The organism is Arthrobacter sp. CP30, from assembly GCF_053470025.1.
This window is the reverse complement of record NZ_JBQEMM010000002.1, coordinates 182,958-207,542: the sequence shown is the minus strand read 5'-3', so window position 1 is coordinate 207,542 and position 24,585 is coordinate 182,958. Positions and strand designations below refer to the sequence as shown.

The following is a 24,585-nucleotide window of genomic DNA, read 5'->3' as shown; positions in this document are numbered from 1 at the left end:
GGCGAAACCCGTTCGCCGCGCAACGCGCTTGGACCTTGGTGCCTCGTGCGATGGTCTTCGCCCTAGCTCTGAAAACCTCGGACCAGACGAGCACGAGACCCTGGTAGCCCGTCTCTGACTCGCACCGGCAACCCACCACACGCTGGAGGCGGCCCCTAGACTGTCCGTGAGCGGGACCCCACGACCGGCCCCGCGCCACCGTCGATGCAGGGGAGCAGCCATGACGAACCACCGCGCAGCCGTCGCCGCCGCGAGCGTCTCCCTCCTGTTGATCGCCCTCACGGGCTGCGGTGCTGGCGGCACGGCAGCGGTTCCGGAGCCCCCGGCCGATGGCAATGTGCTCGACGCAGCCGACGTCCTGACCGCTGCTCAGGAGCAGGAGCTCAATGCACTCATCGACGAGCAGAACGCCCGCACCGACGCCGCACGCGTGGCCATCCTGACCGTGGAGGACGCGAGTGGCTCGATCGAGGACTACGCCCGGTCCGTCGCTACGGAGTGGGGTGTGGGCGACGACGGCGAAGACAACGGCGTGCTCGTGGTCGCGGACACCGGGGAGCGCGAACTGCGCATCGAGACCGCCGACGGTGCCCGTGAAACCTTCTCCGACGACAACGCCGAGCAGGTCATCGAGGACGTCCTCGAACCGGCCTTCGCGGACGAGGAGTACGCCCGGGGTCTGACGGAGGCCGTCGGCCAGATCTATGGCTACGCCCAGGGCCAGGATCCGGTGAAGGAGCCGTTCGACTGGGGTCTCCTCGCAGCAGTGGCCGGTGGTATGGCCGTCTTCATCGGAGCCTTGATGTGGTGGGGGGTCGCACACTCCCGACGCCGTCGCCGCGAGGCCGACGAGGAGATCCGCTCGGCTGAGGACGCCTACCCGGACCTGCGCCTGACCGAGGAGCAGCGCGATGCATACCGGAAATACCGGTACAGCCACTGCGGTGACGACGCCGTCTCCAACCCGGCCGTGTGGCTTCCCCTCTACGCCGCCAACCCGGCGCTCTACTCCGGTGGCAGCGGGACCAACGCCTCAGGGTCGTCCTTCAACGGGGGCGGGGGCTTCAGCGGCGGCGGGTCATCGGGGAGCTATTGACCCGGCGGCCCCGACCAGGAAGCCAACCCACACATGGTGGAGGTGCAGGCGAGGGTGGGCAGCGCTGATGCAGATCCGGGCAAAGGCCCGTCGGTCAGCCCAGGCGTGCCGCGGTGCTATCCCGCACCACGAGCCGCGTCGGCACGAGGTCAAGCCCCGGCTCCGTCGAGTTCTCCCGCATCTGCTTCAGCACCTTGTCCACGCAGCGCCGGCCCACCTCGGCGAAATCCTGGTGCACGGTGGTCAGGGGCGGGCTGAAGGAGGTGCTGTCCGGGATGTCGTCGAAGCCCACGATCGAGACGTCCTCCGGTACCCGGATGCCCTTCTCGTGGAAGGCTCGCAGCACTCCCAGCGCCATCTGGTCGTTCGCCACGAACACCGCGGTGCAGTCGGACGCGGCCAAGGTCAGGCCCGCGAGGTAGCCCGAGTCCGCCGACCAGTCCCCCCGCAGCAACGCAGGTTCAGCGCACCCCCGGGATGAGAGCACCGACCGCCACGCGTTCACGCGCCGCTCAGACGCGAAGGACGCCGACGGCCCCGCCACGTGCCACACCGTCGAGTGCCCCAGGTCCAGCAGGTGCTCCACGGCCTTCCGGGCGCCGTCGGCCTGGTCCGTGTCGATCACGCTGAAGCCGTCACTGGCATCGGAGTCCACCACCACGGCGTGGACGCCCGGCGGCAGGGACACCGTGGCGGCGTCGAGCAGGTGGACCTCCATGATCACGATGATGCCGTCCACCGCCAGTTCGTTCAGCCGCGAGAACGCACCCCGCACGCCGGCCTGCGTGGGCGCAGCCACGGGGATCAGCGTGATGGCGTAGTCCTCCTCCGCGGCCCGGGCCGCGATGGCCTCGAGCGTGCGGACGTTCCCGGTGGTCGAGAGCGTGAACAGGATGACGCCGATGGTCCGGAAGCTCCCCCGCTTCAGGGCCCGCGCCGCACTGTTGGGGCGGTAGCCGAGCTCGTTCATGGCCGCGATGACCTGCTGCCGCGTCGCGTCGATGACCCCCGCGCTGCCGTTGGACACCCGCGACACCGTCTGCGCCGAGACACCGGCCAGCCGGGCGACATCGGACATGGACACACGCCGGTCATCCCGGATGGAGTGTTGACGCGGCGTGGTGGACATGTGACCATCGTAACAACAATGTTTGCGTAAACATCGAGAAGAGCGCACGCTGGTGTTTACGCAAACATCGATCGAGGACAAGGACCAACATGACGACGGCGTCACCCCCACCCGCCGCGCTCGGCACGCAGCCGAAGCCCGCGAAACGAGCGCAGAAGCGCGGCCAGAAGAGCTCCTGGTCCGGCTGGCTGTTCATCGGCCCGTTCATGGCGGTCTTCGCGCTCGTGTTCCTCGCACCCATCGCCTACTCGATCTACCTGAGCTTCTTCCGCAACCAGCTGGTAGGCGGCAACGGCTTCGTGGGCCTCGCCAACTACGCCCAGGTGCTGCAGGACTCCCAGTTCTGGTCCTCGCTCATCCGGGTGGTCCTGTTCCTCGCGGTGCAGGTCCCGGTGATGCTCCTGATCGCCATGCTGGTGGCCCTGGCCCTGGACAGCGGCCGCCTCTATGGCAAATCCTTCTTCCGCATCTCGATCTTCCTGCCCTACGCGGTCCCCGCCGTCGTCGCCAGCCTCATGTGGGGCTTCATGTACGGCACGCGGTTCGGCCTGGTGGGCAACATCAACGAGGCGCTCGGCACCAACATCCCCAACCCGCTGAACCCGGACCTGATCCTCGCCTCGATCGGCAACATCGTCACGTGGGAGTTCATCGGCTACAACATGCTGATCTTCTACTCGGCGCTCAGCGTCATCCCGAAGTCCCTGTACGAGGCCGCGGAGATCGACGGCGCCAGCCAGTTCCGCCTCGTCACCGCCATTAAGCTGCCCGCCATCCGCGGTGCCATGGTGGTGGCCGCCATCTTCTCGGTGATCGGCAGCTTCCAGCTCTTCAACGAGCCCGCGATCCTGCAGAGCCTCGCGCCGAACTCCATCTCCACGTACTTCACCCCCAACCTGTACGCCTACTCGCTGAGCTTCTCCGGCCAGCAGTACAACTACTCCGCCACCGTGGCGATCGTCATGGGCATCATCACCATGGTCATCGCCTACGCCGTGCAGCTGCGCGGCATGCGGAAGGAGGGCTGACCATGAGCGTCGCCGTCGAACCCACCCGCCCCCGCAGCGACAAGCGGACCACCAGGCCCGGCTACGTGCGCATGAAGAGCTCGCGCCGCAGCGTCGACACCCCGAAGCGCAGCATCCTGCTGACCGTCCTCACCGGGATCGTCCTCGTCTACAGCCTCGTCCCGCTCGTCTGGCTCGTCATCAACTCCTCGAAGACGCAGGAGAGCCTGTTCAGCTCCTTCGGCCTCTGGTTCAGCGGGGACTTCGCGCTGTTCAGCAACATCGGCGACACCGTCACGTACGACGACGGCATCTTCGGCCGCTGGTTCCTCAACACCGTGCTGTACGTGGTGGCGGGCGCCGGCGGAGCCACCTTCCTCGCCGTCCTCGGCGGGTACGCCCTCGCGAAGTTCACGTTCCCCGGCAAGAAGGCCGTGTTCGCCGTCGTCCTCGGCGCGGTGGCCGTCCCCGGCACCGCCCTGGCGGTCCCCACCTTCCTGATGTTCAGCCAGATGGGCCTGACGAACACGCCGTGGGCGGTGATCATCCCCTCGCTGATTTCCCCGTTCGGGCTGTACCTGATGTGGACGTTCGCCTCCGAGGCCATCCCCACCGAGCTGCTGGAATCGGCGCGCATGGACGGCGCCGGCGAGTTCCGCACGTTCTTCCAGATCTCCCTGCCGCTGCTGGGACCGGGCATCGTCACGGTGCTGCTGTTCACCATGGTGGCCACCTGGAACAACTACTTCCTGCCGCTGATCATGCTCAAGGACCCGGACTGGTACCCGCTGACCCTGGGCCTCAACGCCTGGAACAACCAGGCGTCCACCGCCGGCGGCGAGGCGATCTTCAACCTCGTGATCACCGGCTCCCTCCTCACCATCATTCCGCTGATCGCGGCGTTCCTGCTGCTGCAGCGCTTCTGGCAGTCCGGCCTGAGCGCCGGCGCGGTCAAAGAGTAGAACCCCTCCCGAACACCCCCTTCCGAAAACGATGAAGTGAAAAGGAACCCCATGAAGAGCAGAATCTCCCCGGCCGTGCTCCGCGGCTCGGCCCTGGCCCTCGCGGCCGCCCTGACCCTCTCCGCCTGCGGTGGCGGCGGCGGCAACGACGCCGGTGGCGCTGCACCCGAAGAGGTCAGCGCGGACGACGTCCAGGCAGCCCTCGAGACCGGTGGCGACCTCACCGTCTGGGCCTGGGAGCCCACCCTCGAGAAGGTCGTGGAGGACTTCGAGGCGGAGTACCCGAACGTCAACATCGACCTCGTGAACGCCGGCACCGGCAACGACCAGTACACGGCGCTGCAGAACGCGATCGCCGCCGGCTCGGGCGTGCCCGACGTCGCGCAGGTCGAGTACTACGCACTACCCCAGTTCGCCCTGGCCGAGTCCGTGAAGGACCTCACCGGCTACGGCGCCGTCGATCTCCAGGACACCTTCAGCCCCGGCCCGTGGAGCTCCGTCCAGGCCAACGAGGGCATCTACGGCCTGCCCATGGACTCCGGGCCCATGGCCCTCTTCTACAACACGGACGTGTTCGAGAAGTACGGCGTCGAGGTCCCCACCACGTGGGAGGAGTACGTCGAGGCCGCCCGCACGCTGCACGAGGCGGACCCCAACGTGTACATCGCCAATGACACGGGAGACGCCGGCTTCGCCACCAGCCTCATCTGGCAGGCCGGCGGCCAGCCCTACCAGGTGGACGGTACGGACGTCACCGTCAACTTCTCCGACGAGGGCTCCACGAAGTTCGCCGAGACCTGGCAGCAGCTCCTCGACGAGGAGCTCCTGGCCCCCATCAGCTCCTGGAGCGACGAGTGGTACCAGGGCCTCGGCAACGGCACCATCGCCACCCTCTCCACCGGCGCCTGGATGCCCGGCAACTTCACCTCCGGCATCCCCCAGGCCGCAGGCCAGTGGCGTGCCGCGCCGCTCCCCCAGTGGGAAGAGGGCCAGACCGCGAGCGCGGAGAACGGCGGCTCCTCGCTGACCATCCCTGCTGCCAGTGAGCAGGGCGCCCTCGCGTACGCCTTCCTCGACTACGCCAACGTGGGCGACGGCGTCCAGACCAGGATCGACGGCGGCGCCTTCCCGGCGACGTCCGCGCAGCTCCAGTCCGAGGAGTTCCTCAACACCGAGTTCGAGTACTTCGGCGGCCAGAAGGCCAACGAGATCTTCGCCGAATCCGCGCAGAACGTCCCCGAGGGCTGGTCCTACCTGCCCTTCCAGGTCTACGCGAACAGCATCTTCAACGACACCGCCGGCCAGGCCTACGTCTCGGACACCCCGCTGTCCGAGGGCCTGAAGAACTGGCAGGACGCCAGCGTCAAGTACGGCAACGAGCAGGGCTTCACCGTCTCGGAGTAGTCCCTGCTTCATCGGACCCGGGCCGGGCGGGAGCTCGCGCGCACCCGCCCGGTCCGTTCCACCCCTGTTCCATCCCCGCTGGACCCACCGTCGTCGTCCCCCGCCCCTCCGTCAGGGGATGGGCACGACGACGGCGGGAGCACCACCCGCGCGCCACACGTCTCGAGAATCACCCAAGGAGCTTCACCGTGTCGACACCCACCACCCACCGCTGGCTGCGCTGGCCGTCCGAGCCCGCCCGCCCCCGCATGGCGTACGGCGCCGACTACAACCCGGAGCAGTGGCCGCGCGAGACGTGGGACGAGGACGTCCGCCTCATGCGCGAGGCCGGCGTCAACGTGGTGTCGCTGGCGATCTTCTCCTGGGCCCGCCTGCAGCCCGAGCGCGACGAATGGAACTTCGCCTGGCTGGACGAGGTCATCGACCTCCTGCACGCGAACGGGATCGCCGTCGACCTCGCCACCGCGACCGCCTCCCCGCCGCCATGGCTCGCCACCGAGCACCCCGAGATCCTCCCGGTCACGGTCGACGGCAGCACCCTCTGGCCCGGCGCCCGCCAGCACTGGCGCCCCACCAGCCCCGTCTTCCGCGAGCACGCCCTGAAGCTCGTCACGGCGATGGCCGAGCGCTACGGCGACCACCCCGCCGTCTGCGCGTGGCACGTCTCCAACGAGCTCGGCTGCCACAACATCTACGACTACTCCGACGACGCCGCCGGCGCCTTCCGTACCTGGCTCGCCGACCGCTACGGCAGCATCGACGCCCTCAACGACGCCTGGGGCACCGACTTCTGGTCCCAGCGCTACACGCGGTTCGAGCAGATCCTGCCCCCGCGCCAGGCCGCCTCGCACCCGAACCCCACGCAGCAGCTCGACTTCAAGCGCTTCTCCTCCGACGCCCTCAAGCAGTACCTGCGCGCCGAACGCGACATCCTGAACCGCATCACCCCGGACATCCCCGTCACCACCAACTTCATGGTCATGGGCGAGACCAAGGGCATGGACTACGCCGACTGGGCTGCCGAGGTGGACTTCGTCGCCAACGACCACTACTTCGTGCCCGGCCCCCAGGCCGTGGACGAGCTCTCCTTCTCCGCGAACCTCACCGGCAACATCGCCGGCGGGAAGCCCTGGTTCCTCATGGAGCACTCCACCAGCGCGGTGAACTGGCAGCCCGTCAACACCCCGAAGAAGTCCGGTGCCCTCCGCCGCGATTCGCTCACCCACGTGGCCCACGGCGCGGACGCCGTCTGCTACTTCCAGTGGCGGCAGTCCAAGGCCGGCGCCGAGAAGTTCCACTCCGCGATGGTCCCCCACGCCGGCGAGGACAGCCCCATCTTCCGCGACGTCGTCGCCCTCGGGCGCGAACTCGGCGCACTGTCCGGCGTCGTCGGCTCCCGCCGCAGCCAGGCACCCGCGGCCATCCTCTTCGACTGGGACTCCTGGTGGGCCTCCGAGCAGGACTCCCACCCCTCCGACCGCCTGCGCTACCGGCAGGAGGCCCTGGACTGGTACTCGGCGTTCCTCGCCCTCGGCATCCGCGCCGACGTCATCCCCGCCGCGACGGACCTCACCGGCTACGGGCTCGTCGTCGCCCCCGTCCTCCACGTGGTCCCGGCCGCCCTGAAGGCGCGCCTCGAGGACTACGTGGCCGGCGGCGGGCACCTCGTCGCGAGCTACTTCAGCGGCATCACCGACGAGAACGACCACATCTGGCTCAGCGGCTACCCCGGGGCCCTCGCGGACCTGCTCGGCATCCGTATCGACGAGTTCGGCCCCCTGCTCGACGGCGAGTCCGTCGCCCTGGACAACGGCACCACCGCGACCCTGTGGGCGGACCGCGTACTCCCCCGCTTCGACGGCGTCCAGGTCCTCTCCCGCTACACGACCGGCGACCACGCGGGAGACGCCGCCGTGACGCGGCGCGCCTCCGGCCGGGGCAGCGCGGCGTACGTCGGCGCACGCCTCGGCGCCGAGGGACTCGAGACCGTCCTCGCGGACCTCGCGGCCCGCGCCGGCGTGACCAGCGAGCTCCCCGCGGAACTCCGCGGCGCCGTCGAACAGGTCATCCGCACCGGCGACGACGCCGACCACGTCTTCCTCATCAACCGCACCGACACACCCGTGGACATCACGGGGGTCGACGGCGACACCCTCACCGGCGAGGAGTCCAAGCTGGCTCCCCGCTCCGTCGCCGTCCTCACGAGGAAGGCCCGCACCACCGTCTCGTAAGACCTGCACCACCCCTCGCTGGAAGGAACCACGTTCAATGACGAATCGATCCAGGCGCGCCGCCACACGAGCGGCCGCGACAGGGGTTGCCGCCGTCCTGGCGGCAGCCTCCCTCATGGGAGGTGCGGCGCAGGCCGCACCCCCGGCCCCGCCCGCACCGCCCGCGGCACCCGAGGGCGCACTGACCCTCACCCCGGACCCCTCCTACCAGGGGGAGGAGTTCGAGGGCTGGGGGACCAGCCTCGTCTGGTTCGCCAACGCCACCGGCGACTACCCGGACGAGATCCGGAACCGCCTCGCCGACCTGGTCTTCGGGCCCGACGGCCTGAACCTCAACATCGCCCGGTACAACATCGGCGGCGGCAACGCCCCGGACGTGAAGGACTACCTGCGGCCCGGCGGCGCCGTCGAGGGCTGGTGGAACGCCCCCGAGGGCACCACGCGCGAGGACACCGCCTGGTGGTCCCCCGAGGACCCCGCGGACTGGAACCTCGAGGCGGACGCCACGCAGCGCTGGTGGATCGACCGCATCAAGCAGGACATCACCCACTGGGAGACCTTCAGCAACTCGCCGCCGTGGTTCCAGACCGTCAGCGGCTACACGTCCGGCGGGTTCAACTCCACCGCCGACCAGCTGAAGCCCGGGAGCATCTCCGACTTCAACGCCTACCTGGTGCGCGTCACCGAGGAGCTGGAGAAGGCCCACGGCATCGAGGTGGACACCCTCGATCCGTTCAACGAGCCGAACACCAACTACTGGAGCACGCAGCTCGACGCCACCGGCGAACCGACCAGCGGCCGCCAGGAGGGCGCCCACATGGGCCCGCAGCTGCAGCAGCAGGTCCTCCGCGACCTCGCCGCCCAGCTGCAGGACGCCGACACGGACGCCACCATCTCCGCGATGGACGAGACCAACCCCGGCACCTTCGCCACGAACTGGAACTCCTACCCCGAGGACGTCCGCGCCCTCGTGGACCAGCTGAACGTGCACACCTACGGCACCGGGCAGCGCACCACCGTCCGGGACATCGCGAAGGCCGAGGACAAGCCCGTGTGGATGAGCGAGGTCGAGGGCTCCTGGGGTGACGGCCAGAGCTTCACCAGCATGGAGCCGGGCCTCGGCATGGCCAAGCGCATCACCGACGACCTCCGCGAGCTGGAGCCCAGCGCCTGGGTGTTCTGGCAGCCCGTCGAGGACTACGACAACATGGCACCCGGCGGCGAGTCCGCCGCCGGCGCCAACTGGGGCAGCATCCAGATGCCCTTCGACTGCACGGACGTGGACACCCTCGAGACGTGCCCCATCTACACGAACACCAAGTTCAACACCGTGCGGAACTACACGCACTACATCCAGCCCGGGGACCGCCTGGTGCAGGTGGACGACGAGGACACCACCGCCGCGATCACCGACTCCGGTGCCGCCGTCGTGCATATCAACGAGGATGCCGAGGACAAGCCCGTGGTCCTGGACTTCTCGAAGTTCGGTTCCGTCGCCAGGGGTGCCACGGTGACCCCCGTGGTCAGCGATGCGGACGGCGCCCTCGTCGAGGGTGAGCCGGTCGCGATCGAGGGCGGCAGCGCCGTCGTCACCGCACCGGCCGAGTCCGTCACCACCTTCGTGGTCGACGGCGTCTCGGGCATCGCCGAGGACGCGGCCGCCCTCCAGGACGGCCACGTGTATCGGCTGCAGGGCGTGCAGAGCGGCAAGTCCATCGAGACCGCCGGCGGCACCGCCGTCATCAGCGCCACCGACCCCGCCGACGCGCAGCAGCTGTTCCGCTTCACCAGCCTCGGCGAGGACAACACCAACCGCGAGCGCTATGCGATCACCACCCTCGACGGCGCCGCGCAGCTCGCCGACGAGGGCGGCGCCGCCGTCGTCGCTCCCGCCGGTGGCAACCCCCGGGCCGAGTGGATCGCCTCCACGACCGGGGACGGCACCTACACGTTCGTCAACGCCGAGACCGACCTCCTGCTCGAGGTCGGTGGCGGATCGACGGCCGAGGGCGCGGCGGTCACGCTGTACCTCGCGAACTCGGGTGCGAACCAGCGCTGGATACTGGTCGACGAGACCGTGCTCGGCGTCGAACCGGCCACCGCCTTCACCGTCCCCGGCACCGCACCCGTGCTGCCGGAGACCGTGACGCCGGTGTACCGCGACGGCGCCCGCGGGGCCATCCCCGTCGAGTGGAAGATCCCGAACGGGAACCGCTGGAAGAAGGCCGGGACCGTCAAGGTGAAGGGCACCGCGACGGACGTCACCGGCGCGCAGTTCCCCGCCGAACTGACCGTCACGGTCGACACCCTCGTCTCCACGCAGCCGGCACGCGCCAAGGCCGTCGTCGGAGCCGTTCCCGTCCTGCCTCCGACCGTCACGGCCATGGGCAGCCTCGGCGGCACCGTGGACCGCGACGTCACCTGGGACACCGCCGTCAGCTACCCCGCCCCCGGCGTGTACGAGCTCGCCGGCCGGGCGGACGACGGCGCGGGCGGCACGCTCCCGGCGGCCGTCCGCATCCAGGTCACCGAGGGCACGCTCGACAACGTGGCCGACGACGGCGGCACCACCGCCACGGCCACGTTCACCGAGCCGGGCTACGGCACGGCCGGGCTCTTCAACGGCGATCTCCGCGACAAGGCCTGGTCCAACTGGAAGTCCAGCGCGAAGAACACCTCGGACACCCTGACGGTGACCCTGCCGTCGGCCCGGCCGCTGGGCGGCGTCGTGGTCAACTTCTTCCGCGACGGCACCACGGACAGCTACGCGCAGACCCTCCAGCTGCAGGTACAGGGCGCCGACGGCGTCTGGACCTCGGCCGGCGCGCCGGTGGCCGTCCCCTCGGGCGCTCCGGCTCCCGCGGTGACCCTGCCGCTCACCGGGGTGACGGCGCAGTCCGTGCGGGTGGTCATGACGGCCCGCCCTAACACGCACATGGTGGTCAGCGAGATCCAGGTGCTCGGGGCCGTTCCGGCGGTGTCCTCGGACGCCACGCTCTCCTCGATCAGCGTGGGCGCTACGCCGATCGCCGGCTTCGACCCGGCGGTCACCACCTACGCGGTGCCGGTCAAGGGCAAGCTGCCCGCCGTGTCCGCCGCAGCGGCGGATCCCTACGCCACGGTCTCCGTGACGCAGCCGAAGGGCAGTGACCGGACCGCCGTCATCACGGTGACGAGCGAGGACGGCACCGCGACGGGCACCTACCGGGTGACGCTGACCCGCTAGGCACCCTCCCTCCACCCGACCGACGGGGCGTCCGCACGAGCGGGCGCCCCGTCGTCGTCCCGAGGATCTCGCAGCAGTCTCAGGGTGCCGACGGGCCGAGGGACCCGCGGTGATCATGACGCTGTCCGGGTGGTGGTGCTCCGCTGTGCTGACACGCGCGGCCCCTCGGGTCTGCCGCAGGAATTCGGTCCGGCAGTATCCGATCAAGGGGAGACCGCCTGATTGTCTACCATTGACGGGACGAAAAGGACACGGTTCCCAATCGTTATCGAACGGGCCGCGATGTCCTCCCTAGGTATGACTCCGTGGACGATTCCAGGCAATAGCATCCTCACTATTGCCCTATGGAGGAAGAGGACCCGTGCGACTGTCATCCCGCGTCATCACTGCCCTGGCCACGACGATGTGTGCTTCGGCCCTGCTCGCGGGTTGCGCGTCGCCGGAGGAAGCTCCCGCCGCCGAGAAGGAATCCCCGCTGTCCGCTTTCTTCGCCTCCGCCTATGGCGGGGACCTGAGCCAGGAGGAGCAGGAGAAGAAATTCGCGGAGGACGAGCGAGAGCGTGAGGAACTCGTGGCGCAATGCATGTCGGAGGAAGGGTTCGAATATTCACCGAATGTGCAGTCCGCCTCGATGTCCATGCCGGTGAGCGGTGATGAATGGGATCCGGATTCCCGCGAATGGGTGGCTCAGTACGGGTACGGGATGATCAACTACCCCGGGCGCGACGACATGGAGTCCGGCGGGGAGGGCGAATACGTCGACGCCAATGCCGACTACGTCGCGAGCCTCTCGGAGTCGGAGCAGCAGGCGTTCAACGAGGCCCTGCACGGGCCGATGCCGGACCCGGAGGACATGCCCGCCGAGGGTGAGCCGATGGAGTGGGACTGGACCACGGCCGGCTGCTACGGGTGGGCGGAGAACGAGCGGGGTACCGCAGTGGACCCGATGTCCACGGACGAGCACAAGCCCCTCATGGACGCGATGAACACGTTCTACGAGACCATGATGACTTCGCCCGAACTCACCGAGATCGACGCGGCGTGGTCCTCCTGCATGGCGGACGCGGGCCACCCCGGGTTCTCCGCGCAGATGGACGCCCAGACCAGCATCAACGATGACATGAACAAGCTCTACGAGAGCACCGGTGAGATCGGCACGACGGATGACACGGCGATGGCGGGTGGGATGGGCATGCCGAACCAGGCGGAGATGGACGCCCTCGGCGAGAAGGAGATCGAGCTCGCCCTCGCGGACCTCGACTGCCGGGAGGAGACCGACTACCGGCAGAAGCAGCAGGAGGTGCAGTTCGCCCAGGAGCAGCAGTTCGTGGACGACCATAAGACCGAACTCGAGGCCTTCCGCGCCGATCTCGAGCAGGGAAGCTGAGTGGCACGGTTCCGGCGAGCCCGAACCGCGGAAGCCACGGCGGAGACCCGGAGCCTCGACGAGATCCTGACTCCTGCCCCTGACGGGGAGGACGGCCCGCGCGGCGCATCCGGGGCCGGGCTGGCCGCCGTCTTCCGCCGCAACCGCACCCTCTGGATCGTGGCCGTCGCCGCCGTCCTCAGCCTGGTCGCCGGGCTGCTGCTCGGCCGGTTCCTCGTCTCCCCCGCCGACGCCGCGTCGACGGCGGAGCCGCCGGCCCCCGGCCTCGTGACCGTCCCCGTCGAGTTCGGGCGCCTCAGCAACGACGTGACCATCCGGGGCGAGGTGGCGTACGCCGATCCGGTGGAGGTCCGCGTCGACACGTCGTCCATCGCGGGTGCGGCGGTCGTCACGGGTCAGGTACCGGAGGAGGGGGCGGAACTGAAGGCGCTCTCGATCGCCCTCGAGGTGGCCGGACGTCCGGTGATCGTCCTGCCCGGCGAGCTCCCGGCGTACCGGACCCTGCAGATCGGGGTGTCCGGTCCCGACGTCGTGCAGTTCAAGACCGCGCTCCGGACCATCGGCATCGACGCCGGCGATCCCGCGGACCCGGTCTTCGGCGTCGAGGCGGCCAACGCCGTCGCGACCCTCTACACGGACGCCGGCTACAGCGCCCCCGCCTCGGAGGAGGGCAGCGAGGAGAGCCTCCGGTCCGCCCAGGAGGCCGTCCGTTCCGCGGAGCAGGGTCTCGTCACGGCCCAGAACGACCTCGCGGCCACGCCGGTCGGGGCCACCGCCGTCGAGATCCTCGAAGCCGACAACGCCGTGGCGGGCGCCCGCCGTGAACTCGCCGCCGCGCAGGAGGCGGACCCGCAGGATCCCCTGCAGATCGGCGCCGCGGCCGATGGACTGAAGCTCGCGGAGCTGCGACGGCAGCAGGTCGGGTCCGACCGCACCGACGCACCGCAGCGGGCCGCCGTCGACGCAGCGACCGCGCAGCTGATCGCGGCGCAGGAGGAGCTGGCGCGCGCCGACGTGGCCGCCCTGCCCGCGCTGCCCGCGGGCGAGGTGCTCTACCTCACCGAACTGCCGCGCCGCGTCGATGCCGTGGCCGCACAGCGCGGCAGCGTCCTCGACGGCCCGGCGATGACCGTCTCGGGTGCGACCGTCGGCCTGTCCGGGTCCGCCGCCGAGGGCGACGCCCGGCTCCTGAAGGTCGAGGACACGGCGTCCTTCGAGCTGCCGGACGGCACGCCCCATCCGGCCACCATCACGGCGGTGACGCCGGGCGAGGGCGATTCCCAGCGGTGGACCATCGAGCTGACGCCCGATCCGCTCAGCCCGGAACAGATCAGGGAATTGCAGGGCTCGAACGTCCGGGTCTCCATCGCGGTCGGCGCCACCGACGGCGAGGTCCTCTCGGTCCCGTACGCCGCGCTGACGGCCGGCCCCGGCGGCGAGACGCGGGTGGAGGTCACCGAGGGCGACCCGCGGGCGGGTGAGGAGACGACGACGCGCCTGGTGGTGGTCCGCAGCGGACTGGCGACGCCGGGCGCCGTGGAGGTCACGCCCCTCGAGGGCGAACTGGAGCAGGGCGATCTCGTGGTGGTGGGGCGATGAGCACGCCGCTCGTCGAGCTGCGGGACGTCACCCGGTCCTTCCCGGGCCCGCCGGAGGTGCAGGCCCTGAAGGGCATCAACCTGACCGTGCACGACGGCGACTACGTCTCGATCGTCGGTCCCAGCGGGTCCGGCAAGTCCACCATGCTGAACATCCTGGGCCTGCTCGACCGGCCCAGCGTCGGCGAGTACCGGCTGGCCGGCCACCTCACGGGCGCCCTCGACGAGGACACGCGCGCCGCCGTCCGGGCCCAGCGCATCGGGTTCGTGTTCCAGGCCTTCCACCTCATGCCACGGCGCCCGGTGCTGGAGAACGTCATGATGCCCATGCTGTACAGCGGGACCCCGCGGGACGAACGGGAGGACCGGGCGAGGCAGGCCCTCGAACGCGTGGGGCTCGGGCACCGCCTCGCGTTCCTGCCCGGCACGCTCTCCGGCGGTGAACGCCAGCGCGTGGCCGTCGCCCGCGCCGTCGTCACCAGGCCCAGCCTGCTCCTCGCGGACGAGCCCACCGGAAACCTCGACGGGGGGACGTCCACCGACGTCATGGAACTCTTCGAGGAGCTCGTCTCCGACGGCCTGGCGCTCGTCATCATCACCCACGACGCCGCGGTGGCCCGCCGCGCACCCCGCAGTGTCGGCATCGCCGACGGACGGGTGACGAGCGCGCCGTGACACGACACCTCGCCCCCGACCTCCCGCCCGCCGCGCCGGACGACGCCCCGGTTGACACGACGGATGGCACGACGGATGACATGACCGATGGCACGACCGACGAGTCCACCGACGGCCTGCCGGACCTGCTCCATCCCGTGCCCGCCGCGGACCGATTCGGCGTCACCGATCTCCTCATCGAAGCGACGTCGGATCTCGGGACCCGCCCCGGCCGCCTCCTGATGACCCTCGCGGGGACCGTCCTCGGCATCGGCGCCCTCGTCGCCACGATCGGCTTCGCCCAGACGACGGCGGGGCAGCTCAGCAAGCAGTTCGACGCCTTCGCCGCCACGCAGATCGTCGCCTCACCCGCCCAGGCGCAGACCGCCGACGGCGAGAGCGTGGACACCAGCTCGCTGCCCTGGGACGCGGTGCAGCGCATGGAGCGCCTCGCCGGGATCGAGCAGGCCGCGCTCATCAGCGAGGTGAGCCTGCCCGAGGGCACCGTCACGGCGGTTCCCGTCAACGATCCCTCGGCCCCCGGGACAGTGCCACCGCGGATCTTCGCGGCGTCCGCAGGCCTCGTCGACGCGCTGGAGGGCACCGTCCGCTACGGCCGCCTGTTCGACGACGGCCACGACCAGCGCCAGGACCGGGTGGCAGTCCTCGGCGAGCGGCTCGCCGGACGCCTCGGCATCACCCGCGTGGACTCCCAACCCTCCATCTTCGTCAACGGCATCCCCTACGCGGTGGTCGGCGTCTTCGGCGACGTGCAGCAACGCGCCGAACTCCTCGACAGCGTGGTCATCCCGACCGGCGCGGCCCGGAAGGACTTCGGCCTGACCGCCCCCGGCGAGGTGCAGGCCAGGATCGTCATCGGCGCAGGCCCGCAGGTCGCGGAGCAGGCGGCCCTCGCCCTCTCCCCCGATGCTCCCGAGGCCGTCACCGTCGCAGCGCCGCAGGGACGCTCGGATCTCGCCGAGTCCGTCCAGGCGGACGTGAACCTCATCTTCGTCGTCCTGTCCGTCGTCGTGCTGCTCGCCGGCGGAGTGGGGATCGCGAACGTCACCATGCTCTCGGTGATGGAACGTACGGGCGAGATCGGCCTGCGACGTGCCATCGGGGCGACGCGGCGGCAGATCGCCGCGCAGTTCGTCACGGAGTCCGTGATCATCGGTCTGCTCGGCGGGCTGCTCGGTGCCACCACAGGGGTGTTCGCCGTGATCGCCATCTCGGCGGCCCAGCAGTGGACGCCCGTGACGCATCCGCTGGTCGCCGTCGGCGGTGCCCTCCTCGGCGCGATCGTCGGTCTCGCGGCAGGGAGCCTGCCCGCCCGGAAGGCGACGCGCATCGAGCCCGTCGTGGCCCTCCGCGGCACGTGAGGCCGCGCTCCCTTCGCCGGACGGCCTCCGCCGCCTAGGGTGGCCGTATGGACCTGACCGGACAGTTCGAGGCGGAGCGGCCGCGCCTCGTGCGGATCGCCGCCGGCGTGCTCGACGACCGCGCGGAGGGCGAGGACATGGTGCAGCAGGCCTGGCTCCGCCTGCACGGCACCACGGCCGTCATCGGGAACCTGCCGGCCTGGCTCACGGTCGTCACCACGCGCCTGTGCCTCGACCGGCTCCGCGCCCGGGTCCCCGAACCGGTCGAGCCCGGGGTCGACGTCGGGCCCTCCTCCCCCGATCCCGCGGACGGCGTGGTCCGGGCGGCGGCGGTCGGGGTCGCGCTGCGGATCGTCCTCGACCGGCTCACGCCGACCGAGCGGGTCGCCTTCGTCCTGCACGACACCTTCGGCGTGGAGTTCCGCACCGTGGCGGCCGTCCTCGATGTGTCCGCCGATGCCGCACGGAAACTCGCGTCACGCGCCCGCTCGAAGGTCGCGGTGGCCGTACAGGCGGAAGCGCCCGCCGACTGGGAGGTGGTCGATGCCTTCCTCGAGGCCTCCCGCGGCGGCAGCTTCGCACGCCTGCTGCACCTGCTGGCGCCCGACGCCGTCGTCCGCGCCGATACCGCCGCGATCGCGGCGGGGACCCCGGAGCTGCTCTCCGGACGCGAGGCCGTCGCCTCGATGTTCGACGGCGCCGCGAAAGCCGCCCTGCCCGTCGTCGTCGACGGCCGTCCCGGCGCCGCCTGGTACCACCGGGGCGAGGCCCGCGTGCTCTTCGACTTCACCGTGGCCGACGGCCTGGTGCACGCCATCACCTTCCGCGCGGAGCCGCAGGTCCTCGCCTCCCTCGTGCGTCGGACGGGTGCGGAGAAGAAATGACGCGGCCGGTGTCACATCCGGCTGCTCGCCGTCGTCGTACAGGTAGGGCACCGCTCCGGGTCGCCCGCATCCACAGGAGGAACACGCCATGAAGACCATGACCTGCAAGCAGCTCGGCGGCCCCTGCGATCTCGCCCTCACGGGTGACTCCGCGGACATCATCATCCAGGCCCAGGACCAACACCTGAAGGACGCGGTCGCCGCCGGTGACACCGCCCACCAGCCGGCGCGCGCCGCCATGAAGGGCCGCTGGAAGAACCCGATCAAGGGGCTCGGCTGGTACAACGGCACCAAGAAGACGTTCGCGGCGCTCCCGGAGAACTGAAGCGGGAGGCGGTGCCTTCGGGGTCGGCGCCTTTGGGGTCAGATAGCCGAGAGCACGATCAGCACGGCGAGGCCGTTGTTCACGGCGTGCAGGAGGATCGGCACCCAGAGGTTCCCGTGGAACCGTCGCAGAAGGGCCAGCGCGACGCCGAGCGCGAAGAGATAGGCGAACCCGACCACCACGAGGTGCACGGCGGCGAAGAGGGCGGCGGACAGCAGTACGGCGAGCGCGGGGCGGAAGCGGCGGCCGAACCCGTCGAGGAACGCGCCGCGGAAGAGGACCTCCTCCCAGAGCGGCGTGAGGACCGCGACGACGAGCACCACGAACAGGACGACCGGGACGGGGAGTCCGGCCAGGTCCGCCAGCGGATCGTTGGTCGTGGGGGCTGCGCCGATGTCGAACCCCGTCAGACCGAGGACGGCGAGGAACACGCCCTGCAGCACGAGGGCGCCCAGGATGGCCGCGGGGATCTGCCAGAGGAGGTGGGCCATCCGTGGGCCCGGGCGGCGGAAGCCCAGCTGGGCCGCCGTGAGGTGGTTGCGGCGGACGAGATGGACGGACAGCGCTGCGAGCGCCGCCGCGGTGACGGTTCCCAGCAGCACGGGCACGAGGAGTTCCAGCGTGAAGTCGACGAGGCCTGTCAGCCCGAGGACCAGGATGACCCCGCACGCCGCCGCCACGTACAGCACCACGAACATCAGGGCCCAGCCCGCCTGCCGCAGTGTCACCACCGGTCCGGCAGCATCGGCGCCATACCCGCGATGGGTCTGGCGGACCTGGGCTGCCGGGCCGACGCCGCCCGGGAACGGGCTCACGGCGTGCTGCCCTCGGTCGCCCCACGGGACGCATCGCCGTCGGGCACCTCGGCGGTACATCCCCTCGCCACCGCGCCGGCCCCCGCGGCGAGGAGGACCCAGCCGGCGGCGATCACCGTGCGGTATGCCGGGGACGTGCCCAGCCAGTCGAGCAGCAGCGACCGCCCGCCGAAGACCAGTGCCGCCGCCACGAAGCATCCTCCCGCGACGACGAACCAGACGTACTTCTTCCCGGACATCATGGACCCCCCAGCATGGTGAGCTCCCAGCCTACGGGGCGCGGCGGGATCGACCGACACCGACGGAGCCGCGGGCTGCCGCCGTCGTGATGATTCCGCCGGTGCCGCCGATCAGGGTGGTTCTGGCAACCCCCACCACAGAAAAGCAAGGGTGGTTGTGAGGCCGACTTCTCGGGACGAGTGTGGGAATCGAGTGGCATTCTGCCGCTCCCTGAGGAGGTCCCATGTTCTTCCACGTCCAGCAGCTCATCAACGAGATCATCCCCGACGAGCCGGATCCCGCCGCAGCCAACGCCCTGCAGGAGGGCCTCGGCGGACAGTTCGGCGAGATGCGCACCATGATGCAGTACCTGTTCCAGAGCATGAACTTCCGCGGCGCGGCCGCCAAGCCCTACCGTGACCTGATCCAGGGCATCGGCACGGAGGAGATCAGCCATGTCGAACTGATCGGCACGACCATCTCCCGACTCCTCGACGGCTCACCCCGCTACCAGGGCACGCTCGACGACCCGCTGGACACCCCCGGCGCCGGTGGCGCGATCCCGCTGAACCTCGCCCTGTCCCAGGGCAACATCCACCACTACCTCGTGGGAGCTCAGGGTGCCATGCCGGTGGACTCGGCCGGTAATCCCTGGAGCGGAAGCTACGTCTACAACTCGGGCAACCTGCCGCTGGACCTCCTGTACAACCTGATGCTCGAGGCGACCGGCCGGCTCCAGAAGTGCCGGATGTACGAGATGACGGACAACAAGACCGCCCGCTCCACCATCGCCTACCTGATCGTCCGCGACCAGGCACACGAGAACGGCTACGCCAAGGCCCTCGAGACGCTCGGCGTGAAGTGGCAAGCGCTGCTGCCCATCCCCAAGACCAACGCCGAGCAGTTCCCGGAGGTCAAGAAGCTCCTCGACCTCGGGCTGCAGAGCAAGCAGTACACCTTCGACCTCAAGGGGCAGTCGGAGGCCGGGAAGATCTACCAGGGGCTGTCCCCGTCGAACGACGGCACCCAGCTGGACGCCAGCGAGCAGGCCCCGCAGGGTGTGCCGTCGGAGATCGCGCCCGAGCGCCTGGAGGAGTTCGCCCCCGGGCTGGACCCCGCGCTGCTCGAGCTCATCCAGGCTACGGCGGACCTGGAGATGGCGGACATCGATGCGATGTTCGGACCGGTCGAGAAGTAGTCCTGCCCGAACGACGGAAGGGGCGCCCGCTGCTGCGGGCGCCCCTTCTGCGTCTACCCCGTCCAGCCGTGCCGCTACGTCGGCCCGGCCGGAGCGGGTCAGCTGTTCTCGGTGCGCACCGGGCTGTCGGTCTCCTCGAGGGGTGAGCCCTCCTCGGCCTCGTCGGCCAGTTCCTTATGTCCCTCCAGGGACTCGGACAGCTGCTGGTCGGCGCTCGGATCGTGCTGGGGCTTCTCGTCGTGAGTACTCATGGGACGTCCTTCCGGTGGGATGGTGCCTGGTCGGTCCGACGCGGCAGCGGTGCTCGTCCGACGTCGTCCCGTCAGCCTACGCCTATCATCAGCAGGCTTGGTATCCCTCGCAGGCGGCGCGACGGCGGCGCCCCCGCCCCGCATCCGGCGGGTCAGCGCTCCGTGGTCGTGTGGTGCCGGCCGAGCGGGAGCATGAGCGGCTTGTTCGACGTAGGATCCACGACCACGCGGCTGTCCAGCCCGAACACCGCCCGGATGGTGTCCTCGGTCAGCACCTCGGCCGGGGTGCCGAGCGCATGGACCCTTCCGTCGGTGAGGGCGATGAGGTGGTCCGCGTAGCGCGCGGCGAGATTCAGGTCGTGGAGCACGATCACGATGGTGGTCCCGCGGGACCGGTTGAGGTCCGTGAGGAGATCGAGCACCTCGAGCTGGTGGCTGACGTCGAGGAACGTGGTGGGTTCGTCCAGCAGCAGGATGTCCGTCTGCTGCGCCAGGGCCATCGCGATCCACACGCGCTGCCGCTGCCCGCCGGAGAGCTCGTCCACCGGCCGGTCCGCGAGCGCAGCCGTCTCGGTGGCGGTGAGGGCGTCCGCCACGGCCTGGTCGTCGGCCGGCGTCCACCGGGAGAACAGGCCCTGGTGCGGATGCCGCCCGCGGCCCACGAGGTCCGCGACCGTGATGCCCTCGGGTGCGGTGGGCGATTGCGGCAGGAGCCCCAGTGTCCGTGCCAGCTCCTTGGCCGGTGTCTGGTGCACCGCCCGCCCATCGAGGACCACCTGCCCGCCGCGGGGTGCGAGGAGCCGGGACATGGCGCGGAGCAGGGTGGACTTCCCGCAGGCGTTGGCCCCGACGATCACCGAGATGCCACCCATGGGCACCTGCAGATCGAGGCCCTCCACGACGGTCCGGTCCCCGTATCCGACCGTCAGGTCCAGGGCGTTCAGCGTATGGGCAGTGGTCACAGCGAGCCTCCCGAGCGGTTGGTCCGCACGATCAGATAGACGAGGTAGGGCGCGCCCAGCACACCGGTGATGACGCCGACCGGGTAGCGGACGTCGAAGGCGTACTGGCCGAGGAAGTCGGCCGTCACCACCAGCAGGCTGCCCACCAGGGCGGAGGGGATGAGCAGCGACGCGCCGGGGCCGACGATCCGCGCGGCGATGGGCCCCGAGAGGAAGGCGACGAACGCGATCGGCCCGGCAGCCGCCGTCGCGAACGCGATGAGGCCGACGGCGGCGATGATCACGATGATGCGCGTGCGCTCGACGCGGACCCCGAGGGCCGCCGCGGCGTCGTCGCCCAGCTGGGACGTGGACAGGTTCCGGGACTGGGTCAGGAGGACGGGCGCAAGCACCGCGAGGGCGATGGCCACGGGCACCACCTCGGACCAGCGGGCCCCGTTCAGGCTGCCGGTCAGCCAGCGCGAGGCCTCCTGCAGGTCCCACTGCGCGGCCTTGCTCAGGACGTACGCCGTGAGGCTGTCCAGCATGGCGGCGATCCCGATGCCGATCAGGATCAGGCGCGTCCCGACGACGCCGCCCTTGAAGGACAGCCCGTAGACCAGGAGGGCGATCCCGAGACCGGCGATGATGGCGAAGATCGAGACCTGCGTGGCGCCGAGTCCGAGCGTGATGATGGCGAAGGCCGCCGCGGCGCTCGCACCCGCGCTGATCCCGATGATGTCCGGGCTCGCGAGCGGGTTCCGCAGCATGGTCTGGAACGTCACGCCGCCGATCCCGAAGCAGAGGCCCGCGATGACCGCGAGTGTGGCACGCGGGAGCCGGAGGCGCCCCACGGTGAAGCTCGCACCGTCGATGTCCTGCCCCAGGATCACCCCGAGGACCTCGCGGGGGGAGTAGGTGGTCTGCCCGACACACAGGGAGACGATGAAGGCGACGACGATCAGGGCGGCGAGGACACCGACCACGAGGCGTCGCCGAGCCGTGCGGTGCCGTCGCCCCTGCGCGATCTCACCGGCGGTGATGCCTACGCGCGGTGGTGCCTGCAGCGCTGTCACAGTTCACGCACCTTCTGCCGGCGGACGATGTAGATGAAGAAGGGGGCACCCACGAGCGCGCTGATGATGCCGACGTCGATCTCCTCGGGGCGCGCCACGATCCGCCCGAGGACGTCGGTGGACGTGAGGAGGATGGCCCCGAGGACGGCGGAGAGGGGCAGCAGCCAGCGGTGGTCCACGCCGATCAGCAGGCGGCAGGCGTGCGAGACCACGAGGCCCACGAAGCCGATGGGCCCGGTCACGGCGGTCACCGCCCCGCACAGGAGGACGGCGCCGAAGGCGGCGAGCCCCCGCGCCACGGCCACGCGTTCGCCGAGCCCGGCCGCCAGCTCGTCGCCGAGGGCCAGGGAGTTGAGCGAGCGGGCGGAGAGGAGGCTGAGGAGGAGGCCGACGGCGAGGAACGGGAGCACCTGGAAGATGCTCGAGAAGGTGCCTCCGCCCACACCACCGATCAGCCAGGACCGCACGCTACCCGAGATGTCACCGCGTGGGAGCACGACGGCGCTGATGAGCGAGGTCAGCGCGGCAGAGGTGGCGGCACCGGCCAGCGCGAGCTTCAGGGGCGTCGCTCCGCCGCGACCGAGCGAGCCCACCACGTAGACGAACACGGCGGTGACCGAGGCTCCGGCGATGGCCACCCAGATGTAGCCCGTCGCCGAGCTCAGGCCGACGGTCGCGATCGCGGTGACGACGGCGAGGGAGGCTCCGGTGTTGACCCCGAGGATCCCGGGGTCGGCGAGCGGGTTGCGGGTGACGCCCTGCATGACCGCCCCGGAGAGGCCGAGGGCCGCACCGGCGAGCACCGCGAGCAGGGTCCGCGGGATCCGCTTGGCCACCGCCGCCTCGTTGAAGCCGTCCGTCGATCCGCCCAGGGCCGCGATCACATCGGCGAGCGACACGTCGCGTGAGCCGATGCCCACGGACGCGAAGGCCACCACCCCCAGCACGGCGAGGGCGATGACGAGCCAGAGCGGCCGGAGCCGTCGCAGTCCCCGCGCGGTGGCGGGGGCTGCGACGGCCGGCGGGGCGGACGGGGGCACTAGGCGTTGTCTGCGGCGTCCGAGAGGAGCGTGAGGTAGTCCTCGAGCACCCACGAGATGGACAGCGGCGTGGGGTTGGCCGCGGTGCCCACGGGCGTGGTGCCGGGTAGATTCACGACAGCCTTGTTGGCGACGGCGGGGATCTGCGAGAGCAGCGGGTCGGCCTCGAGCGTGGAGACCAGTTCGTCGTCGCCGTAGGTGACGATGATGTCGACGTCGTCCAGCACGTCGGCCTGCTCGGTGCTGATGGTCCCGGAGAAGAGGTCGGTCTCCGCGGATGCGGTGGCGACGCTCGCCGGTGTGGCGAGGCCGAGGTCCTCGAAGAACATGGCCCGGGTGTCGTGCGTGGTGTAGTAGCTGACCTCGCTGAGGTCCGTGGGGTCAACGTGCGTCATGAACATGGTCTTCTTGCCGGCGATGCCCGGGAATTCCGCGGTGGCGTCGCTGATCTGCTGGTCGAGGTCCGCGATCAGCTCCTTGCCCTCCTCGGCCATGCCCATGCCGGCGCTGTTGAGCTCGATCATCTCGCGCCACGGGGTGCCCCAGGCGGTCTCGGGGAAGGCGACGACGGGGGCGATCTCGCTGAGGGTGTCGTAGTCCTCCTGCGTCAGGCCCGAGTAGGCCGCGAGGATGACGTCCGGCGCGGTATCCGCGACGGCCTCGAAGTCGATGCCGTCGGTCTCGTCGAACAGCACGGGCGTCTCGCCGCCCAGCTCCTCGAGCTTCTCGGTCACCCAGGGGAGGACGCCGTCGCCGTCGTCGTCACCGAAGGTGGCGGCCGCCATGCCGACGGGGACGACGCCGAGCGCGAGGGGCACCTCCTGGTTGGCCCAGGCCACGGTCGCCACGCGCTCCGGCTTCTCCTCGATGGTGGTGGTCCCGAAGCCGTGCTCGATGGTGATGGGCTCGAAGCCGGCGCTGGAGGGTGCCTCGGCGGCGGACTCGGCGGCCGGCGTGGAGCAGGCAGCGAGCGCGACGGTCATGGCTGCGGCGGCAGCGAGGGTGAGGAGTTTCGGGGCGCGGAGCATGGGGGCCTTCCAGGGTGACGACAATGACGGGTACCGGCGTGCTACCGGTCGGATCGACCCTCGGAGCATCAGGTAAGGATTACCTTAGCAGGGATTAGCGCATGCGATTGTGACGTTATTCCGACGCCGCATTCGGCCCTACCGCCCGGCCCGCCGACAGCCATGCGGACACTCCTTGACCGCGAGGACGTGCGCCCGGTGCAGTCGGGGAGCAGAATCCGGTCATGACTCTGCGCTGGTACTCCACCGTCATCGAATCCACCGATCACCGTGCGCTGGCGCGCTGGTGGGCCGAGGCACTCGGGTGGGAGGTCATGTTCGACACCGACGAGGAAGCCGTCCTCGTACCGCCCTGGGCTCGCGATCTCGGCTCGAAGCTGGCCTTCGAGCAGGTGCCGCCCGGACTCGTGTTCGTGCCCGTGGAGCACGCCAATGAGGGGAAGAACCGCCTGCACCTCGACTTCGCGCCGCACACGAGCCAGGATCGGGACGCCGAGATCGAGCGCCTCGTGGGCCTCGGGGCGACGCGCACCGACGTGGGCCAGGGTCCGGACGTCAGCTGGGAAGTCCTCGCCGACCCGGACGGCAACGAGTTCTGCGTGCTGTCCTCGCGGGAGTACTGATCCCCGGCCCGAGTCCGATCCGGCGGGAGGCGCAACCCGCCCGGACATGACGAAGGACCGCCGGACGGCAGCTCCGACGGTCCTTCATCGCATCCTTCGGGTGGAGCCG

Annotated in this window: 22 protein-coding genes; 14 read left to right on the top strand and 8 right to left on the bottom strand. The window is 70.4% G+C overall.

Annotated features, from left to right (window positions below):
* Positions 1-220: 220 nt before the first annotated feature.
* Positions 221-1,096 (top strand): TPM domain-containing protein, encoded by an 876-nt coding sequence (locus ACTIMO_RS04305; RefSeq protein WP_448181580.1) that lies wholly within the window; start codon positions 221-223, stop codon positions 1,094-1,096.
* Positions 1,097-1,190: 94 nt separating this feature from the next.
* On the opposite strand, the gene ACTIMO_RS04300 is transcribed toward ACTIMO_RS04305, so the two are convergent.
* Entirely contained in the window at positions 1,191-2,225 is a 1,035-nt protein-coding gene (locus ACTIMO_RS04300) for a LacI family DNA-binding transcriptional regulator (protein ID WP_448181579.1), read from the bottom strand.
* An 89-nt stretch (positions 2,226-2,314) separates the two neighbouring features.
* Between ACTIMO_RS04300 and ACTIMO_RS04295 the strand changes: the two genes are divergently transcribed.
* The 11 genes from ACTIMO_RS04295 (at position 2,315) to ACTIMO_RS04245 (ending at position 17,285) form a co-directional block, all read left to right on the top strand.
* Positions 2,315-3,253: a carbohydrate ABC transporter permease gene (locus tag ACTIMO_RS04295; RefSeq protein ID WP_055765734.1), complete on the top strand. Its 939-nt coding sequence runs from the start codon at positions 2,315-2,317 to the stop codon at positions 3,251-3,253.
* Positions 3,254-3,255: 2 nt separating this feature from the next.
* A complete protein-coding gene (locus ACTIMO_RS04290) occupies positions 3,256-4,194 on the top strand; it encodes a carbohydrate ABC transporter permease (RefSeq protein WP_448181578.1) in 939 nt (312 codons plus the stop codon).
* Positions 4,195-4,245: 51 nt separating this feature from the next.
* Complete coding sequence (locus ACTIMO_RS04285) at positions 4,246-5,598, top strand: ABC transporter substrate-binding protein (protein WP_448181577.1); 1,353 nt, start codon at positions 4,246-4,248, stop codon at positions 5,596-5,598.
* A gap of 188 nt (positions 5,599-5,786) precedes the next feature.
* Positions 5,787-7,829, top strand: a complete 2,043-nt coding sequence (locus tag ACTIMO_RS04280) for a beta-galactosidase (RefSeq protein ID WP_448181576.1) — start codon at positions 5,787-5,789, stop codon at positions 7,827-7,829.
* Between the two features lie 37 nt (positions 7,830-7,866).
* Positions 7,867-11,055, top strand: a complete 3,189-nt coding sequence (locus ACTIMO_RS04275) for an RICIN domain-containing protein (RefSeq protein WP_448181575.1) — start codon at positions 7,867-7,869, stop codon at positions 11,053-11,055.
* A 361-nt stretch (positions 11,056-11,416) separates the two neighbouring features.
* The gene (locus ACTIMO_RS04270) at positions 11,417-12,442 is read left to right on the top strand and encodes a hypothetical protein (protein ID WP_448181574.1); all 1,026 of its coding nucleotides are present in this window, start codon (positions 11,417-11,419) and stop codon (positions 12,440-12,442) included.
* Complete coding sequence (locus ACTIMO_RS04265) at positions 12,443-14,041, top strand: hypothetical protein (protein ID WP_448181573.1); 1,599 nt, start codon at positions 12,443-12,445, stop codon at positions 14,039-14,041.
* Positions 14,038-14,715: an ABC transporter ATP-binding protein gene (locus tag ACTIMO_RS04260; protein WP_448181572.1), complete on the top strand. Its 678-nt coding sequence runs from the start codon at positions 14,038-14,040 to the stop codon at positions 14,713-14,715. Before ACTIMO_RS04265 ends, ACTIMO_RS04260 begins: the two co-directional genes overlap by 4 nt.
* Before the next feature lie 80 nt (positions 14,716-14,795).
* Entirely contained in the window at positions 14,796-16,076 is a 1,281-nt protein-coding gene (locus ACTIMO_RS04255; protein ID WP_448181571.1) for an ABC transporter permease, read from the top strand.
* A 47-nt stretch (positions 16,077-16,123) separates the two neighbouring features.
* Positions 16,124-16,960, top strand: a complete 837-nt coding sequence (locus ACTIMO_RS04250; RefSeq protein WP_448181570.1) for a sigma factor — start codon at positions 16,124-16,126, stop codon at positions 16,958-16,960.
* Positions 16,961-17,048: 88 nt separating this feature from the next.
* Positions 17,049-17,285 carry a hypothetical protein gene (locus ACTIMO_RS04245; RefSeq protein WP_448181569.1) on the top strand — a complete coding sequence of 79 codons (237 nt, stop codon included), beginning with the start codon at positions 17,049-17,051 and terminating at the stop codon, positions 17,283-17,285.
* A gap of 38 nt (positions 17,286-17,323) precedes the next feature.
* Here ACTIMO_RS04245 and ACTIMO_RS04240 read toward each other — a convergent pair whose 3' ends face one another.
* Positions 17,324-18,100 (bottom strand): CPBP family intramembrane glutamic endopeptidase, encoded by a 777-nt coding sequence (locus tag ACTIMO_RS04240; protein ID WP_448181568.1) that lies wholly within the window; start codon positions 18,098-18,100, stop codon positions 17,324-17,326.
* Positions 18,097-18,342: a hypothetical protein gene (locus ACTIMO_RS04235; RefSeq protein WP_055765757.1), complete on the bottom strand. Its 246-nt coding sequence runs from the start codon at positions 18,340-18,342 to the stop codon at positions 18,097-18,099. Before ACTIMO_RS04235 ends, ACTIMO_RS04240 begins: the two co-directional genes overlap by 4 nt.
* 221 nt (positions 18,343-18,563) lie before the next feature.
* Here ACTIMO_RS04235 and ACTIMO_RS04230 point away from each other — a divergent pair, with 221 nt between their 5' ends.
* Positions 18,564-19,517: a manganese catalase family protein gene (locus ACTIMO_RS04230; RefSeq protein ID WP_055765761.1), complete on the top strand. Its 954-nt coding sequence runs from the start codon at positions 18,564-18,566 to the stop codon at positions 19,515-19,517.
* 98 nt (positions 19,518-19,615) lie between these two features.
* Here ACTIMO_RS04230 and ACTIMO_RS04225 read toward each other — a convergent pair whose 3' ends face one another.
* The 5 genes from ACTIMO_RS04225 to ACTIMO_RS04205 form a co-directional block, all read right to left on the bottom strand.
* Positions 19,616-19,768 carry a hypothetical protein gene (locus ACTIMO_RS04225; RefSeq protein WP_157365697.1) on the bottom strand — a complete coding sequence of 51 codons (153 nt, stop codon included), beginning with the start codon at positions 19,766-19,768 and terminating at the stop codon, positions 19,616-19,618.
* 152 nt (positions 19,769-19,920) lie between these two features.
* A complete protein-coding gene (locus tag ACTIMO_RS04220; protein ID WP_191932076.1) occupies positions 19,921-20,730 on the bottom strand; it encodes an ATP-binding cassette domain-containing protein in 810 nt (269 codons plus the stop codon).
* Positions 20,727-21,785: a FecCD family ABC transporter permease gene (locus tag ACTIMO_RS04215; RefSeq protein ID WP_448181567.1), complete on the bottom strand. Its 1,059-nt coding sequence runs from the start codon at positions 21,783-21,785 to the stop codon at positions 20,727-20,729. The genes ACTIMO_RS04220 and ACTIMO_RS04215 overlap by 4 nt, the downstream gene beginning before the upstream one ends.
* Entirely contained in the window at positions 21,782-22,825 is a 1,044-nt protein-coding gene (locus ACTIMO_RS04210; protein WP_448181566.1) for a FecCD family ABC transporter permease, read from the bottom strand. Before ACTIMO_RS04210 ends, ACTIMO_RS04215 begins: the two co-directional genes overlap by 4 nt.
* Positions 22,825-23,853: an iron-siderophore ABC transporter substrate-binding protein gene (locus ACTIMO_RS04205; protein WP_448181565.1), complete on the bottom strand. Its 1,029-nt coding sequence runs from the start codon at positions 23,851-23,853 to the stop codon at positions 22,825-22,827. Before ACTIMO_RS04205 ends, ACTIMO_RS04210 begins: the two co-directional genes overlap by 1 nt.
* A 224-nt stretch (positions 23,854-24,077) precedes the next feature.
* On the opposite strand from ACTIMO_RS04205, the gene ACTIMO_RS04200 reads away from it, so the two are divergent.
* A complete protein-coding gene (locus ACTIMO_RS04200; RefSeq protein ID WP_448181564.1) occupies positions 24,078-24,476 on the top strand; it encodes a VOC family protein in 399 nt (132 codons plus the stop codon).
* Positions 24,477-24,585: the final 109 nt, after the last annotated feature.